This is a genomic window from Pseudoxanthomonas mexicana (assembly GCF_010093385.1).
Lineage (GTDB): Bacteria > Pseudomonadota > Gammaproteobacteria > Xanthomonadales > Xanthomonadaceae > Pseudoxanthomonas_A > Pseudoxanthomonas_A mexicana.
Map to the genome: position 1 here is coordinate 25,462 of NZ_PDWV01000037.1, position 14,676 is coordinate 40,137.

Annotated in this window: 14 protein-coding genes and 1 pseudogene; 9 read left to right on the forward strand and 6 right to left on the reverse strand. The window is 69.1% G+C overall.

Features of this window, described 5'->3' with window-relative positions; all coding sequences use genetic code 11:
• Positions 1 to 10: 10 nt before the first annotated feature.
• Positions 11 to 1,198 (reverse strand): UbiH/UbiF family hydroxylase, encoded by a 1,188-nt coding sequence (locus CSC76_RS13390; RefSeq protein WP_162110495.1) that lies wholly within the window; start codon positions 1,196 to 1,198, stop codon positions 11 to 13.
• The gene (ubiH, locus tag CSC76_RS13395) at positions 1,195 to 2,403 is read right to left on the reverse strand and encodes a 2-octaprenyl-6-methoxyphenyl hydroxylase (protein ID WP_162110496.1); all 1,209 of its coding nucleotides are present in this window, start codon (positions 2,401 to 2,403) and stop codon (positions 1,195 to 1,197) included. Before ubiH ends, CSC76_RS13390 begins: the two co-directional genes overlap by 4 nt.
• 87 nt (positions 2,404 to 2,490) lie before the next feature.
• Here ubiH and CSC76_RS13400 point away from each other — a divergent pair, with 87 nt between their 5' ends.
• From CSC76_RS13400 to CSC76_RS13440, 9 genes and pseudogenes are all read left to right on the forward strand, one after another.
• Complete coding sequence (locus tag CSC76_RS13400) at positions 2,491 to 3,093, forward strand: hypothetical protein (RefSeq protein WP_162110497.1); 603 nt, start codon at positions 2,491 to 2,493, stop codon at positions 3,091 to 3,093.
• A gap of 16 nt (positions 3,094 to 3,109) precedes the next feature.
• Positions 3,110 to 3,667 carry a cob(I)yrinic acid a,c-diamide adenosyltransferase gene (locus CSC76_RS13405; RefSeq protein WP_162110498.1) on the forward strand — a complete coding sequence of 186 codons (558 nt, stop codon included), beginning with the start codon at positions 3,110 to 3,112 and terminating at the stop codon, positions 3,665 to 3,667.
• A 115-nt stretch (positions 3,668 to 3,782) separates the two neighbouring features.
• Positions 3,783 to 4,691: a histone deacetylase family protein gene (locus CSC76_RS13410; RefSeq protein ID WP_162110499.1), complete on the forward strand. Its 909-nt coding sequence runs from the start codon at positions 3,783 to 3,785 to the stop codon at positions 4,689 to 4,691.
• Between the two features lie 125 nt (positions 4,692 to 4,816).
• On the forward strand, positions 4,817 to 7,285 hold the full coding sequence (gene lptD / locus CSC76_RS13415; protein ID WP_162110500.1) for an LPS assembly protein LptD: 2,469 nt from the start codon (positions 4,817 to 4,819) through the stop codon (positions 7,283 to 7,285).
• Entirely contained in the window at positions 7,282 to 8,610 is a 1,329-nt protein-coding gene (locus CSC76_RS13420) for a peptidylprolyl isomerase (protein ID WP_162110501.1), read from the forward strand. Before lptD ends, CSC76_RS13420 begins: the two co-directional genes overlap by 4 nt.
• Before the next feature lies 1 nt (position 8,611).
• A complete protein-coding gene (pdxA, locus tag CSC76_RS13425; RefSeq protein ID WP_162110502.1) occupies positions 8,612 to 9,598 on the forward strand; it encodes a 4-hydroxythreonine-4-phosphate dehydrogenase PdxA in 987 nt (328 codons plus the stop codon).
• A 38-nt stretch (positions 9,599 to 9,636) separates the two neighbouring features.
• Positions 9,637 to 10,425: a 16S rRNA (adenine(1518)-N(6)/adenine(1519)-N(6))-dimethyltransferase RsmA gene (gene rsmA, locus CSC76_RS13430; RefSeq protein WP_162110503.1), complete on the forward strand. Its 789-nt coding sequence runs from the start codon at positions 9,637 to 9,639 to the stop codon at positions 10,423 to 10,425.
• Between the two features lie 56 nt (positions 10,426 to 10,481).
• A complete protein-coding gene (gene apaG / locus CSC76_RS13435; protein WP_162110504.1) occupies positions 10,482 to 10,862 on the forward strand; it encodes a Co2+/Mg2+ efflux protein ApaG in 381 nt (126 codons plus the stop codon).
• Positions 10,863 to 10,873: 11 nt separating this feature from the next.
• A pseudogene (locus CSC76_RS13440) lies at positions 10,874 to 11,719 on the forward strand (symmetrical bis(5'-nucleosyl)-tetraphosphatase); the annotation flags it as partial.
• Between the two features lie 89 nt (positions 11,720 to 11,808).
• Here CSC76_RS13440 and CSC76_RS13445 read toward each other — a convergent pair.
• The 4 genes from CSC76_RS13445 to CSC76_RS13460 form a co-directional block, all read right to left on the reverse strand.
• Complete coding sequence (locus CSC76_RS13445; protein WP_162110506.1) at positions 11,809 to 12,303, reverse strand: dihydrofolate reductase; 495 nt, start codon at positions 12,301 to 12,303, stop codon at positions 11,809 to 11,811.
• A gap of 3 nt (positions 12,304 to 12,306) precedes the next feature.
• Positions 12,307 to 13,101, reverse strand: a complete 795-nt coding sequence (locus tag CSC76_RS13450; RefSeq protein ID WP_162110507.1) for a thymidylate synthase — start codon at positions 13,099 to 13,101, stop codon at positions 12,307 to 12,309.
• Between the two features lie 29 nt (positions 13,102 to 13,130).
• Positions 13,131 to 14,009: a prolipoprotein diacylglyceryl transferase gene (gene lgt, locus CSC76_RS13455; protein WP_162110508.1), complete on the reverse strand. Its 879-nt coding sequence runs from the start codon at positions 14,007 to 14,009 to the stop codon at positions 13,131 to 13,133.
• Positions 14,010 to 14,171: 162 nt separating this feature from the next.
• On the reverse strand, positions 14,172 to 14,663 hold the full coding sequence (locus CSC76_RS13460) for a TPM domain-containing protein (RefSeq protein ID WP_162110509.1): 492 nt from the start codon (positions 14,661 to 14,663) through the stop codon (positions 14,172 to 14,174).
• Between the last annotated feature and the right edge of the window lie 13 nt (positions 14,664 to 14,676).

Genomic DNA, 14,676 nt, shown 5'->3' on the forward strand with positions numbered 1-14,676 from the left:
GCCGATGTCGTCAACGCCCGCGCTGACCCGCTGCGTGACGCCAGAAGAAGTCCACCAGGGGTGGCAGCTTGCCGGCCAGCCCCAGCAGCGGCCCGCGCAACAGGGTCAGGTGCATCTCGTCGTTGGAGAACAGACGGTTGATGCCGTCGAAGGCATGGGCCGCGGTCGCATTCTCGCTGCGGCGCTGGCGCGCCCAGCGCTCAAGCCGGTGCGGCGCATCCCAGTCGGCACGCTTGGCGGTGGCGGCACGGATGCCGTCGCGCAGCGCCGCGACATCGCGCAGGCCCAGGTTGACGCCTTGCCCCGCCAGCGGATGGACCACGTGCGCGGCATCGCCCGCGACGATCACCCGCCCGGCGACATAGTCCCGGGCCAGCTGGCGCCTCAACGGAAACGCGGCGCGTGGCGAGGCCAGGGCCACTTCGCCGCGCTGACCGCCCATGGCCTGCGTCAGCTCCCGGCCGAAGCTGGCTTCATCAAGCGCCAGCACACGCTCGGCCTCCGCGTCGGGCAACGTCCAGACGATGGAGCTGAGGCCTTCCGCGAACGGGAGGAATGCCAGCGGACCACTCGACAGGAAGCGTTGCCACGCAGTGTCCTCGTGCGGCTCCGCGGTGCGCACGAACGCCACCACGCCACGCTGCGCGTAATCGTGTGCGGCGACCTCCAGCCCGGCCAGACGCCGCAACGTGGAATCGCCGCCGTCGGCAGCCACCGCCAGCCGCGCATCGATACGCGTGCCGTCGTCCAGCCGCAGCGTCACGCCGTCCGCGTCCTGCTCCATCGCCTCCACGCGCGCCGGGCAGCGCACCTGCACGCCGGCCGCCGGCAGCGCGGCCCACAGCCGATCGACCAGCAATGCGTTCTCGACGATCCAGCCCAGCTGCGTGCGCCCCAGTGCATCGGCATCGAAGCGCAGCTCGTCGCCGCCCGCCGCGTCCCAGACGCGCATGCGCCGGTAAGGCTGCGCGCGCGCATCACGCACTGCGTCCCATACGCCGGCCGCGTCGAGCAGCGCCGCGTTGTCGGGCGCGAAGGCATACACCCGCAGATCCGGCTGCGACGGCGACCAGCGCGGCGGCTCGCGGCCTTCGACCAGCATCACCTCCAGTCCCTCACGCGCCAGCACCAGCGCGCAGGCCGCACCCACCACGCCGCCGCCGACGACGGCCACGTCGATCTGTCCGCGCCGCTTCATGCGGCCTCTCCCCGGCAGAGTGCCGGTACGTCGCCGCGGAAGCCCATAGCGCCCCCCACCAGGAACGCCTGCAGCGAGGGTTGCGCCTCCATGGCCACCAGGCCTGCGCTGCGCACGGGCTTCAGCAGGGGCGATGGGTTGGCCGTCAGGCGTGCCAGGCCGTCGGAGAACGCGAGCGTGCGTTCGCGATCCTCGCGCCGTCGCGCCGCGTAGGCGGCCAGGCGGGAGGCGGCGCCCGGATCGTCACTGCGCGCGATCTCCTCAGCCAGCGTCAGGGCATCGCGCAGGCCCAGGTTGAAGCCCTGCGCGCCGATCGGATGGATCGTCTGCGCCGCATTGCCCAGCACGACCGCGCGGTCGGCAACCAGCCGTTGCGCGACGACGCGGACGATGGGATACGCGCTGCGCTCGCCGCTGGCGACCAGCCGGCCGATACGCCAGCCGACCGCGTGCTGCAGGCGCGCCAGCCAGGCCGCATCGTCCAGGGCGGCCACGGTCTCGGCCTGCTCGCGCGCCACGCCGTGCACGACGCCCCAGTGGCGATCGCCACGCGGGAGCAACGCAGTGGGGCCGTCGTCGCCCAGGCGCTCGTACGCGGTGCCGTCCGGCGCCTGCGTGGCCCGCACGCGGGCGACGAACAGGGTCTGGCCGTAATCGTACTCGTCCACACCGATGCCCAGCGCCTCTCGCACGGCGCTGCGGGTTCCATCGGCGGCCACCACCAGGCGGGCATGCAACGTGCGCTCGCCCTCGGCATCGGCGATCCGCAGCGCGCGATGGCCGGCTTCGTCCGGGGCGAAGCCGACGAAACGCGCCGGCCGGTACCGGGTCAGCCCCGACAAGCCGTCCAGTCGGGCTTCCAGCGCCTCGCCGAAGTCGCGCGCCACCACCACCTGGCCGAACGTGGCACGGCCGTAGTCCTGCGCCTCCAGCCGGACCCGACCGAAATCTCCCTGTCGGCTGATGTGGATGCGACGGATCGGCCCGGTGGGCGTGCGCAGCTGCTGCATCACCCCCAGCGCGGTCAGCGCATTGACCGTCGCCGCAGCGAAGCTGAGGTTGCGCTGGTCGAACACCGCCGGCATCTGCCCGGCAGGCGCCGCTTCCACCAGCCCCACCTCCACGCCCTGGCGCGCCAGGGCGATGGCAAGACTGGCACCCACCAGCCCACCGCCCACGATCACTACGTCATGCCGATCTGTCATGCCGACATGATAGCGCCCGCCCTGCGGCCCCCGACCGGCCGGCCGGCTCCGGTAGAATGCGGGGCTGAGTCTCCGGAACCGTGCCTGATGAACACCACTTCGCAACGCGCCCTCGTGATGGCGCTGGTCGCCGCCCTGCTGGTCCTCACCCGCCTGCACCTGCCCACCACGTTCGGCCACCTCGGCCCGCTGCCCGATGCCAGCTGGGCCGCGTTCTTCATCGGCGGCTACTACCTGCGTGGCTGGTCGCGCTGGGCGTTCCCGCTGTTCATGGCGGCGGCGGTGGCGGTCGACTACGTGGTGATCAGTGGCCAGGGCATGAACTTCTGGGCGCACTACTGCGTGTCGCCGGCGTATTGGTTCCTGCTGCCGGCGTACGGCGCACTGTGGGCCGGTGGCACGCTGCTGCGCCGCTACCAGACCGCGGACCACGGCCGCACGCTGGCCCTGCTGGTCGGCAGCCTGCTGGCTTCGGTGACCGTCTGCCACCTGCTAAGCCAGGGCAGCTTCTACTGGCTGAGCCCGGTCGTCAGCGAGCCCACGATCGCCGGCTGGTGGAAGAACTTCAGCGACTGGTACCTGCCCTATCTGCGCGTGGCCGCGATCTACGTGGGCCTGGCGGTCATCGTGCACGTCATGGTCGGCCAGGTCGTCCGCCTGGCCAGGCCGCACGGCCGCACGGCCGACTGACCGGACCTTCACCGCGATGGGCAACCGCCTCTCGAAGATCTACACCCGCACCGGCGACGATGGCAGCACCGGTCTGGGCGACGGCACGCGCGTGGGCAAGGACTCCGCGCGCGTGACCGCCTACGGCACGGTGGACGAAGCCAATTCGGCGATCGGGGTACTGCTGGCCGTGCCCAGCGTGGCGGACGACATCCGCGCCCTGCTGACCACCGTGCAGCACCAGCTGTTCGACCTGGGCGGCGAGCTGTGCATCCCGGGCCATGCCGCCATCACCGGCGACGATGTCGAGGCGCTGGAACGGCAGCTGGACCATTACAACGACGATCTGCCGCCGCTGAAGGACTTCATCCTGCCGGCGGGAGGCGAGGCCGCCTCGCGTTGCCACCTGGCCCGCACCATCGTGCGCCGGGCCGAGCGCGAGACGGTCACCCTGGCCCGCCACGACGCGGTGCGGCCGGAAGCGATCCGCTACCTCAACCGGCTGTCCGACCTGCTGTTCGTCCTGGCCCGGGTGCTGGCCCGCGCCGATGGCCAGGGCGAGGTGCTGTGGAAGCACGAGCGCCGGCACGCGTAGGCCGACGCCTCCTCCCAAGGTCGGGTGCCGGCCCGTGCCGGGCCGCGCATAGAATGGACCCGGACATCCCCCCGGGAGAGGCGGTTCCCGCCCCGTCGAGGGCAACGCCGGCATCGTGATCATCTATACCCACCCCGCCTGCCTGTTGCACGATCCGGGTCCCGAGCACCCGGAGCGGCCGGCCCGTTTGGAAGTGGTCCTGGAGGCGCTGCGCGGGCAGCACGGCGATGCCGACTGGCGCGAGGCGCCCATCGTGAAGCTGGGCGACCTGCGCCGGGTGCACGACGACGCGCTGGTGCACGAGGTGCTGGAGGCCGACGTGACCGGCTATCGCATGCTCGACCCGGATACGGTGATGTGCCCGGCCTCGCGCGCGGCGGCGCTCCGGGCCGCGGGCGCCGGCGTGGCGGCGGTGGATGCGGTGATGAACGGCGAGGACCGCGCGGTCTTCTGCGCGGTGCGCCCGCCCGGCCACCATGCGACCGGCACGGCGGCCATGGGCTTCTGCCTGTTCAACAACATCGCCGTGGCGGCGGCCTATGCCCTCGACAAGCATGGGCTGGAGCGCGTGGCGGTCGTCGATTTCGACGTGCACCACGGCAACGGCACCCAGGCCATCTTCTACAACGATCCGCGCGCGGCCTATTTCAGCAGCCACGAATCGGGCATCTACCCGCACAGCGGCGCGCCCTACGAGCGCGGCGTGGGCAATGTGTTCACTGCCCTGCTGCCGCCGGGCAGCGGGGGCTTCCGCTTCCAGAACACCTGGGCGGACGAACTGCTGCCCGCGCTGGACGACTTCAGGCCGCAGCTGCTGCTGATCTCGGCCGGGTTCGACGCGCACATGCGCGATCCGCTGGCGGACCTGATGCTGGAGACCGAGGACTTCGGCTGGCTGACCCGGCAGCTGCGCGAGGTGGCCGAGCGGCACGCCGCCGGAAGAATCGTGTCCATGCTCGAAGGCGGCTACGACCTGGACGCCCTGCGCGAGTGCACCGTGGTCCATGTGGAGGCGTTGCGCTGAGCCGGCGGGTCCGCCCGCCGGTCGCTGAACCCCGCCCGACATCGGCCGGAGGCCTTCATTGCCCGCATGCATGGGATGGGGCAAGCTAACGGCCGTTTTTCGTCCGACAGCGAGCCCAGTAACGCGTGCGCCCTGCCCTCCGCCTGCTCCCGTTACCCCTCAGCATCGCCCTGTGCCTGCCCGCGCTGGCCGACGATGAGAAGCCCGAAAGCTGGGCGCTGTGTCCCATCCAGGACGCGGTTCCGGCATTCGGCGAGGCGCCGCAGGCGCCGGCGCCCGGCAATGCCCAGGCCACGCGCGAGCAGCGTGCCGAACAGCCCACCTCCATCGAAGGCGACAGCCTGGGTGGGACGGAGACCAATCTGGAGTACCAGGGCAATGTGGCGCTCAGCCGGGGCGACCAGTTCCTCGGCGCCGACAACCTGAAGTACGACCAGGAAAAGGATACCTACGTCGCCGACGGCCACATCCGCTACCAGGATGCCGGCATCCGTCTGATGGCCGACAGCGCGCGCGGCGACCAGGGCGCCGATACGCACCAGATCGACAACGTGCGCTACCAGCTGGTGTCCCGTCGCGGCAACGGCGGCGCCGACCGCATCGACATGAAGGGGCCGGAAGGCAGCCTGCTGCACTCCACCTACTCAACCTGCGATCCCGAGGACCGCCGCTGGGAGCTGCGCTCGCGGCGCATCGACATCAACACCGACGACGGCTGGGGCGTCGCGCGCGGCGCGACGATCCGGCTGGGCAAGGTGCCGGTGCTGTACGTGCCGTACCTGAAGTTTCCGATCGACGACCAGCGCCACACCGGCCTGCTGTACCCGGCCGTCGGCCTGTCCGGCCGCAACGGCTTCGACTGGAAGCAGCCGATCTACCTGAACCTGGCGCCCAACTACGACGCGACGCTTGAACCGCGCTACATGAGCGAACGCGGGTTCCAGATGGGCGCGGAGTTCCGCTACCTGTACGAGAAGGGACGCGGCGAGATCCAGGGCACCTGGATGAACAAGGACGACCTGGTCCGCGATCGCATGGGCGAGGTGGACTACGACGACAAGAATCCGAACAATCCCGACCCCGACGACGGGCGCGGCTTCTTCTCTTTCCAGGGCGACCACCGCTTCAGTCGCAACTGGCAGGCGCGCGCCAACCTGATCTGGCTGAGCGATGCGCGCTACCAGGAAGACTTCGGCAACTCGCTGTACGGCCAAGCGTATTCGTCGGTGACCAGTACGGCTGGCGTCTACGGCGCGGGCGAGTTCTGGAGTGCCGGCGTGATGGCCGATCAGTGGCAGCTGTCGGACTATCTGAGCAGCGAAGCGTCGCTTCCCTACAATCGGCTGCCGCGCGCGTACTTCAACTGGAACCAGCCGCTGAGCCGCTGGATCACCGTGGGCGGCCATGCCGAGGCGGTGAGGTTCCAGCACAACGAATGGGGCGACGGCAGCCGGCTGGACATCAAACCCACCATCTCCTTCCCGCTTCAGGGCGCGGCGTGGTACGTCACCCCGACGCTGGCGTACCGGCACACCGAGTATCGGCTCGATGCCGAACTGGCGCAGACCACGGCGATCAGTCGCGCACGCGCTGCTTACGGCATTCCCGCCAACCAGCCAGTGAGCGCGGCGCAGATCGCCGAGTTCTACGACCGCTCCCCCAGCCGCAGCCTGCCGATCGGCTCGCTGGATGCGGGCGTGTACTTCGACCGCGAAACCGAGATCAAGGGCGACCGTTTCCTGCAGACGCTGGAACCGCGGCTGTTCTACCTGAAGGCACCCTACCGCGAGCAGGACGGCCTGCCGATCTTCGACACCCGCCCGTTCAACTTCAGCTATGGCCAGCTGTTCCGCGACAACCGCTACACCGGCCCCGACCGGCAGACGGACGCCAACCAGCTGACCCTGGCGCTCTCCACCCGCCTACTGCGGCAGAAGGACGGTTTCGAACGGCTGTCGGCCAGCATCGGCCAGATCCGCTACTTCGACGACAGCCGCGTGGTCCTGCCGGGGGAAGCGCAGCTGGAAAAGGGCAAGTCGGCCTGGGTGGTGGACGCCAACTACGCGCCGACCGACCGCTGGACCATCGGCGCGTCCTACCAGTGGGACCCCAAGTTCCGCCGCGAGGACCTGGCCAGCGTGCGTGCGCGCTACCTGCTGCCCGACGACGGCGTGGTCAACATCACCTATCGCCGGCGCCGCGACCTGCTGGAACAGGCCGACTTCTCGTTCCTCTACCCGGTCACGCCGGCGTGGAGCGTGGTGGGCCGCTACTACCATTCGTTCTACCGCGACGCCGCCACCGACCAGGAGCCCGGCCTGCTGGAAGGCGTGGCCGGCGTGCAGTGGGACAGCTGCTGCCTGGCCGTGCGCGCGCTGGTGCGCCGCTATGTACGCAACCGCGAAGGCGACATGAACACCGGCTTTCAGGTCGAGTTCGTCCTGAAGGGCCTGGGCTCGGCGGGCCAGGACACGGAGCGCACCTTGCGCCGTGCTATCCTCGGTTACTACCGAGACGACCTCTATCTCGTCCCGCCTAGCAATATCGCGCAGCGACCGGACGATACTTCCTACGATCCGGATCCGATTCCATGACCAAGCCGTTTCCCCGCCTCCTGATTGCCGGCCTGCTGGCCTTCTCGACCGTCGCCACGCCGGTGATGGCGCAGACGCTGCAGCCGCTGGACCGCATCGCCGCCGTGGTGAACGAGGACGTGGTGCTGCAGAGCGAAATGGACCGCGCCGTGCAGAACGTGCTGGCCCAGTACGCCAACCAGCCGGGCCAGCTGCCGCCGCGCGCGGTGCTGGAGCGGCAGGTGCTCGAGCGCCTGGTGCTGGTCAAGCTGCAAGTGGCCCGCGCCACCGAAAGCGGCATCCGCATCGGCGACGCCGAACTGAACAACGCCATCAATGCCGTAGCCCAGCAGAACGGCACCACGCCGGATGGGCTGCGCCAGCGCCTCGAGGCCGATGGCATGTCCTTCGACGAGTTCCGCAGCTCGCTGCGCGACGAGATCACCATCCAGCGCCTGCGCCAGAGCTATGCGCAGTCGCGCGTGCAGGTGAGCGAAGGCGAAGTGGACGCGGCCATCGCCGCGCAGGCCGCCACCGGCGTGCAGTACCGCCTGGCCCACATCCTGGTGGGGGTGCCCGACGGCGCCAGCGCCGACCAGATCAGCACCGGCAAGAGCAAGATCGACGGCGTGAAGGCGCTGGTCGACAAGGGCGAGCTGGACTTCTCCGCGGCCGCGGTGCGCTATTCCGACAGCCCCAACGCGCTGGAAGGCGGCGACCTGGGCTGGCGCAGCGTCGACGAGATCCCGACGGCGTTCGTCGAGATGCTCAAGGGCATGAGTCCCGGCCAGGTAGTGGGCCCGCTGCGCGGCCCCAGCGGCTTCCAGCTGCTGAAGCTGGTGGAAGTGCGCGATGCCGCGCAGATGGAGAAGCGCTCGGTCACCGAGTACAACGCACGCCACATCCTGGTGCGCGTCACCCCGACCCAGGATGCCGCCGCGGCCAAGGCCAAGATCGACACCCTGCGCGCACGCATCGCCGGCGGCGCCGACTTCGTCGAAGTGGCGAAGGAATCCACCGAAGACGCCAACAGCCGCGACGACGGCGGCGACCTGGGCTGGTTCCCGGCCGATGCCTTCGGCCCGGCTTTCGGCCAGCAGGTCAGCGGCCTGCAGGATGGCCAGGTCAGCGCCCCGTTCCGCACCGACGCGGGCTGGCACATCGTCCAGCGCGTCGGCAGTCGCCAGACCGACGTGACCGACCAGAACCGCCGCGCCCAGATCCGCGAAACCATCGGCCGTCGCAAGGCCGAGGACGAATACAACCGCTTCCTGCAGGAGCTGCGAGGCGAGGCGTACGTCAGCTTCCGCACCGGCGACCGCGCAGAGACCACGCCGGGCGGCTGAGATGCTGCCCCGGCTCGCCTTGGTGCCGGGCGAGCCGGCGGGCATCGGTCCGGAGCTCTGCGTCCGACTGGCCCAGCAGCCGCGTACCGATTGCACCCTGCTTGCCTTCGCAGACCCGGCCACGTTGATCTCTGCAGCAGCCGCCCTGGGATTGCCGCTGCAGCTGATCGATGAAGACGCCGTCGCCAAGCTGCCCGGCGACCTGCGCGTGCGGCCCTTTCCCAACGCTTCTCCGACGACCTTCGGCCACACCGATCCGCGCAATGCGCGCGCCGTCATCGAGGCCCTGACGCAGGCGGCCGGCGCCTGCCTGACCGGCGAACTCGACGGCCTGGTCACCGGCCCCGTGCACAAGGCCGCCATCAATGCAGGGGGCATCGCCTACACCGGCACCACCGAACTGCTGGCCGAACACGCAGGCAGGCCGGTGGTGATGATGCTCGCCAACGAGATCGTCCGTGTTGCGCTGGTCACCACGCACCTGCCTTTGCGCGAGGTGCCGGATGCGATCACGGCCACCACGCTGGAGGAAGCGCTGCGCATCACCCACGCGGCGCTGCGGGCGGATTTCGGTATTCCCCATCCCGTCATCGCGGTCCTCGGGCTCAATCCGCACGCGGGCGAAGCCGGCCACCTGGGGCGAGAGGAGATCGACGTCATCGAACCGGTGCTGCACACGCTGCGGGCGTCTGGACTGGACCTGGTCGGCCCGCTGCCCGCCGATACGGCGTTCCTGCCGCAGAAGCTGCGCAGTGTCGATGCGGTGGTGGCGATGTATCACGACCAGGGCCTGCCGGTGCTCAAGTACAGCGGGTTCGAGCAGGCCGTGAACCTGACGCTGGGCCTGCCCTACCCCCGCGTGGCCGTCGACCATGGCACCGCGCTCGAACTGGCCGGCAAGGGCACCGCGGATCCGTCCAGCCTGTTCGCCGCCGTGGCCACCTGCGCGCGCATCGCGACGATCCGGCGCGCGCACCGGGCAACGTAGAAGCCGCGCGGAGGGCGGTGTTCCCGCATAATCCGCGCATGTCGCATTTCAAGGCTCCCCCCAAGAAGTCCCTCGGCCAGCACTTCCTGACCGATCGCACCTACATCGAGAAGATCGTCATGGCGGTCAATCCCCAGCCGGGCAACCGTCTCGTCGAGATCGGGCCGGGCCAGGGCGCCATCCCGTTCCCGCTGTTGCGCAGGCCCGGCGAGCTGACCGCCATCGAGTTCGACCGCGACCTCATCACGCCGTTGATGGAGGCTGCCGAAGGCGTGGGCCGGCTCACGATCATCCACAAGGACGTGCTGGACGTGGATTTCGGCAAGCTGGCGGGCGAAGACAGGCTGCGCCTGGTTGGCAACCTGCCCTACAACCTGTCCTCGCCCATCCTGTTCCATGCCATCGAGCACGCCGCGTCCATCCGCGACATGGTCTTCATGCTGCAGAAGGAAGTCGTGGACCGCATGGCCGCGGAACCCGGAAGCAAGGTGTACGGACGCCTCAGCGTGATGCTGCAGGCCTATTGCCGCGTGGACAGCCTGTTCGTAGTGCCTCCCGGCGCGTTCCGTCCGCCGCCGAAGGTGGATTCGGCCGTGGCGCGGCTGGTGCCGCGCGCGGCCGAAGAGGTGGGCATCCGCGACCACCGCCGCTTCGCGGACGTGGTGCGCGCCGCGTTCGGACAGCGCCGCAAGACCCTGCGCAATGCGCTGTCCGGCACCTGCAGCGTGGAGCAGATCGAAGCCGCGGGACTGCGCCCCGACCTGCGCGCGGAACAGGTCCCCGTCAGCGATTTCATCCGTCTGGCCAACCAGCCCGACGCATCCTGACCGCACGCAACGTGCCGTCGTTTCCGCTTTGACGTGCCATTGCATACACTGAACGCATGGATTCCCCCGACTACGCCATCGACGTCGACGTCGCCACGCGCTTCCTGGACGACCAGTCCGCGCCCGAGGACGGCCGCTACGTGTTCGCGTACACCATCCGCATCCACAACCGCGGGCGCGTACCCGCGCAGCTGCTGCGCCGCCACTGGGTGATCACCGATGCCAACGGCAAGGTGCAGGAAGTGCACGGTGAGGGCGTGGTGGGTGAACAGCCCTGGCTGAGGCCGGGCGAGGATTTCCGCTACACCTCCGGCGCCGTCCTCGAGACCGCGCTCGGGACCATGCAAGGACGCTACGACATGCTCGCCGACGACGGCACCCGCTTCGACGCCCCCATCGCCCCCTTTACCCTGTCCGTCCCGCGGACCCTGCACTGAGGCCCGGGCGCATGAGTGTCTGGGCCATAGGCGACCTGCAGGGCTGCTACGACGCCACGCAGCGACTGCTGGAGAAGATCCGCTTCGATCCCGCGCAGGACCGGCTGTGGTTCTGCGGCGACCTGGTGAACCGCGGCGGACAGTCACTGGAAACGCTGCGCCTGGTGCATTCATTGCGCGAGCACTGTGTCGTCGTGCTGGGCAACCACGACCTGTCTTTGCTCGCCATCGGCGAGCGCTCGCCGGACGAGCAGCGCAAGGTCAATCCGGACCTGCAGCGCGTGGTCCTGGCCGACGACGCACGCATGCTGCTGGACTGGCTGCGCCTGCAGAAGCTGCTGCACGTGGACCGCGACCTGGGCTGGATGATGGTGCATGCCGGACTGGCGCCCAAGTGGACCACCACGCTCGCCGAGAAGCACGCGCGCGAAGTCGAGGCGCAACTGCACGGCAACGGCTACCGCAAGCTGTTCCGCAACATGTACGGCGACAAGCCGAACTGGGCGCCCCACCTGTCCGGCCACGACCGCTCGCGCGCGATCATCAACGTCCTCACCCGCATGCGTTACTGCACGCCGCGCGGGCGCATGGCGATCGAGGAGAAAGGCGCACCCGGCAGGCAGGCCCAGGGCCTGTACCCCTGGTACGAAGTGCCCGGCCGCGCCGAGCGCGACCTCAAGATCGTCTGCGGCCACTGGTCCACGCTGGGCCTCATGATCGGCCATGGCGTGCATGCCATCGACACCGGCGCGGTCTGGGGCGGCAAGCTGACCGCCTTGCAGCTGGATATCGACGACATCCGGCTGGTGCAGGTGCAGGGCCGTGATGTTCCGCCGCCACCCAAGGGCGAACTGCCGAAGGATTGACCGAACGTAGCGTGCGCCATGCGCACGACCGCATGGACCCAGCACCGCGCAGTCGTGCGCATGGCGCACGCTACGTTCGCTCAGACGCGCCGGTACTCGACGAAGTCGAATCCGATGGCATGCTTCGCGTCCGCCGGATGCGGTTCGCGGGCGACTTCATGCCATTCCGCCGGATCGAAGGCCGGGAAGAACGCATGCGCGCCCTCCACCTCGGCATCCACCTCCGTGAGGTGCAGCACGTCGGCGCGACCCAGCGTGAGCGCGTAGACCTCGCCGCCACCGATCACGCAAAGCTCCTCGCTCCCCTGCTCCACCGCGATGCGGACCGCCTCGTCCACCGAGGCGACCGCCTGCATGCCCTCGAACGGCACGCGTCCGCTGCGCGTCAGCACCAGATTCAACCGTCCGGGCAGCGCACGCCCGAGCGACTCGGCCGTCCTGCGCCCCATCAGCACCGGCTTGCCGAGCGTCAGCGCCTTGAAGCGCTTCAGGTCGTCCGGCAACCGCCACGGCAGGTCGTTGTCGCGACCGATGGCGCGATGGCGGTCGAGTGCGGCGACCAGCGAAATGCGCATCCGCTAGACCGCCACCGGCGCCTTGATCGCCGGATGCGGATCGTAGCCATGGATCCCGATGTCGTCGAAGGTGAAGGCGAACAGGTCGGTGACCTCGGGATTGAGGTGTAGCGTGGGCAGCGCACGCGGTTCGCGCGACAACTGCTCGCGCGCCTGTTCGTAGTGGTTGGAGTACAGGTGCGCGTCGCCGAGCGTATGCACGAAATCGCCGACGCCCAGGCCCGTGGCCTGCGCCACCATATGCGTCAGCAGTGCATAGCTGGCAATGTTGAACGGCACACCGAGGAAGATGTCGCCGCTGCGCTGGTACAACTGGCAGCTCAGTTTGCCGTCGACCACGTAGAACTGGAACAGCGAATGGCACGGCATCAGCGCCATCTTCGGCAGTTCTGCGACGTTCCAGGCGCTGATCACCAGGCGACGCGAATCGGGATTGCGCTTGATCTCGTCGACCAGCCACTGCATCTGGTCGACCGTCTTGCCGTCGGCGCCTTCCCAACTGCGCCACTGCTTGCCATAGACGGGGCCCAGTTCGCCGTTCTCGTCGGCCCATTCGTCCCAGATGCTGACCTTGTTGTCCTTCAGGTACGCGATGTTGGTCTCGCCCTTCAGGAACCACAGCAGCTCGTGGATGATCGAGCGCAAGTGCAGCTTCTTGGTGGTGACCAGCGGGAAGCCTTCGTTCAGGTCGAAGCGCATCTGCCAGCCGAACACGCTGCGCGTGCCGGTGCCGGTGCGGTCGGACTTCTCGGCACCGTGCTCCAGCACGTGGCGCAGCAGGTCGAGGTATTGCTTCATGCGCGGTCTCCGGCGATGGACTTCACGGTTTACTTGCCGGCGACCGGCGCGGGCACCACGGGCTGGAGCGTCGGCGCGCGGCGCGACAGCCACAGCAGGTACAGGCCCAGCAGCACCAGCGGCACGCTGAGGATCTGGCCCTTGGTCAACCAGCCCCACGCCACGTAATGGCCTTCATCCGGCACGCGGACGAACTCCATCAGGAAGCGGAACACGCCGTACATCAGCGCGAACAGACCCGACACGAGGTAACGCGGCCGCGGCTTGCGCGAGACCGTCCACAGCACGACGAACATCACCAGTCCCTCGAGGCAGGCCTGGTACAGCTGCGAGGGATGGCGGGCGAACTGATCCAGCGCGCCCGCGGCGTACTGCGCCTGCAACTGGGCGGCATCCAGGCCGCGCAGCGCCGGATCGGTCGGAAAGATCACGCCCCAGCCGGCCTGGGTGTACTTGCCCCACAGTTCCGCGCCGATGAAGTTGCCCAGCCGCCCGAACCCCAGTCCCGGCGCGGCCAGCGGGGCCACGAAATCCATCGTGTCGAAGAAATGCAGCCGGTGCCGGCGCGACCACCACAGCGCCGCGGCCATCACGCCGAGCAGCCCGCCGTGGAAGCTCATGCCGCCTTCCCACACCTTGAAGATCGACAGCGGATTGTCGAGGAAGGTGCCGAATCCGTAGAACAGCACGTAGCCGATGCGCCCGCCCAGCACCACGCCCAACATGGCGTAGAACATCAGGTCGGAGAATGCGTCGGCATCGACACCCGGTAGGCGCCCCTGCGATGCACGCCTGCGTCCCAGCCACCAGGCCACGACGAAAGCCAGCAGGTACATCAGGCCGTACCAGTGCAGCTTGACCGGCCCCAGCGAAAAGATGATCGGATCGATCTGGTGGAGGTAGATCATGCGCCTCGGCGTGGCCGGTGGGGAGCGCCTATTTTGCCCCAGGCGGGCATGCGGATGGGCATCCGTCCACTCCCTTCGCGACGTCGGGCCCGCCCGGCTGAACACTGGACGGGAGGCTGGGCCCCGATCGGAAGACCATTCCCCGCTGCACCAAGCCGCCTTTCAATCGAGCAGCGCAGGCCGATTCGGCAGTTCGTCCTCGTCGGACTGGCCCTCCTGCTGCGGCCAGTGCAGCGCCAGCAGGTCCGAAACCGCACGCACGCCGTCGATCACCGCCCGTTCCGGATGGCCGGCACGCATTTCCTGCTCGATGAGCCGGCAGACCTGCGCCCATTGCGCATCGCTGACGCGCCCGTCCAGTCCGCGGTCGGCGACGATCTCGATGCGATGGTCGGCCAGCAACAGATAGATCAGCACGCCGTTGTTGGCTTCGGTGTCCCAGGTGCGCAGACGGACGAAGACCTCGTGCGCACGTTCGCGCGCCTGCACCCCTGCCAGCACCGCGCTCGGCGGCAGGTTGGTTTCCACCGCGAACATCACCTCGCCGCGGTGCGGGCGTTCGCCCGCCGCAATGGCCTCGGTGATGCGATGCAGGCTGTCTTCCGGGAACAGCCGGCGCGACGAGCGTGCGAACAGATGGCGCAGCAGGCGCATCACCAACTCCCGG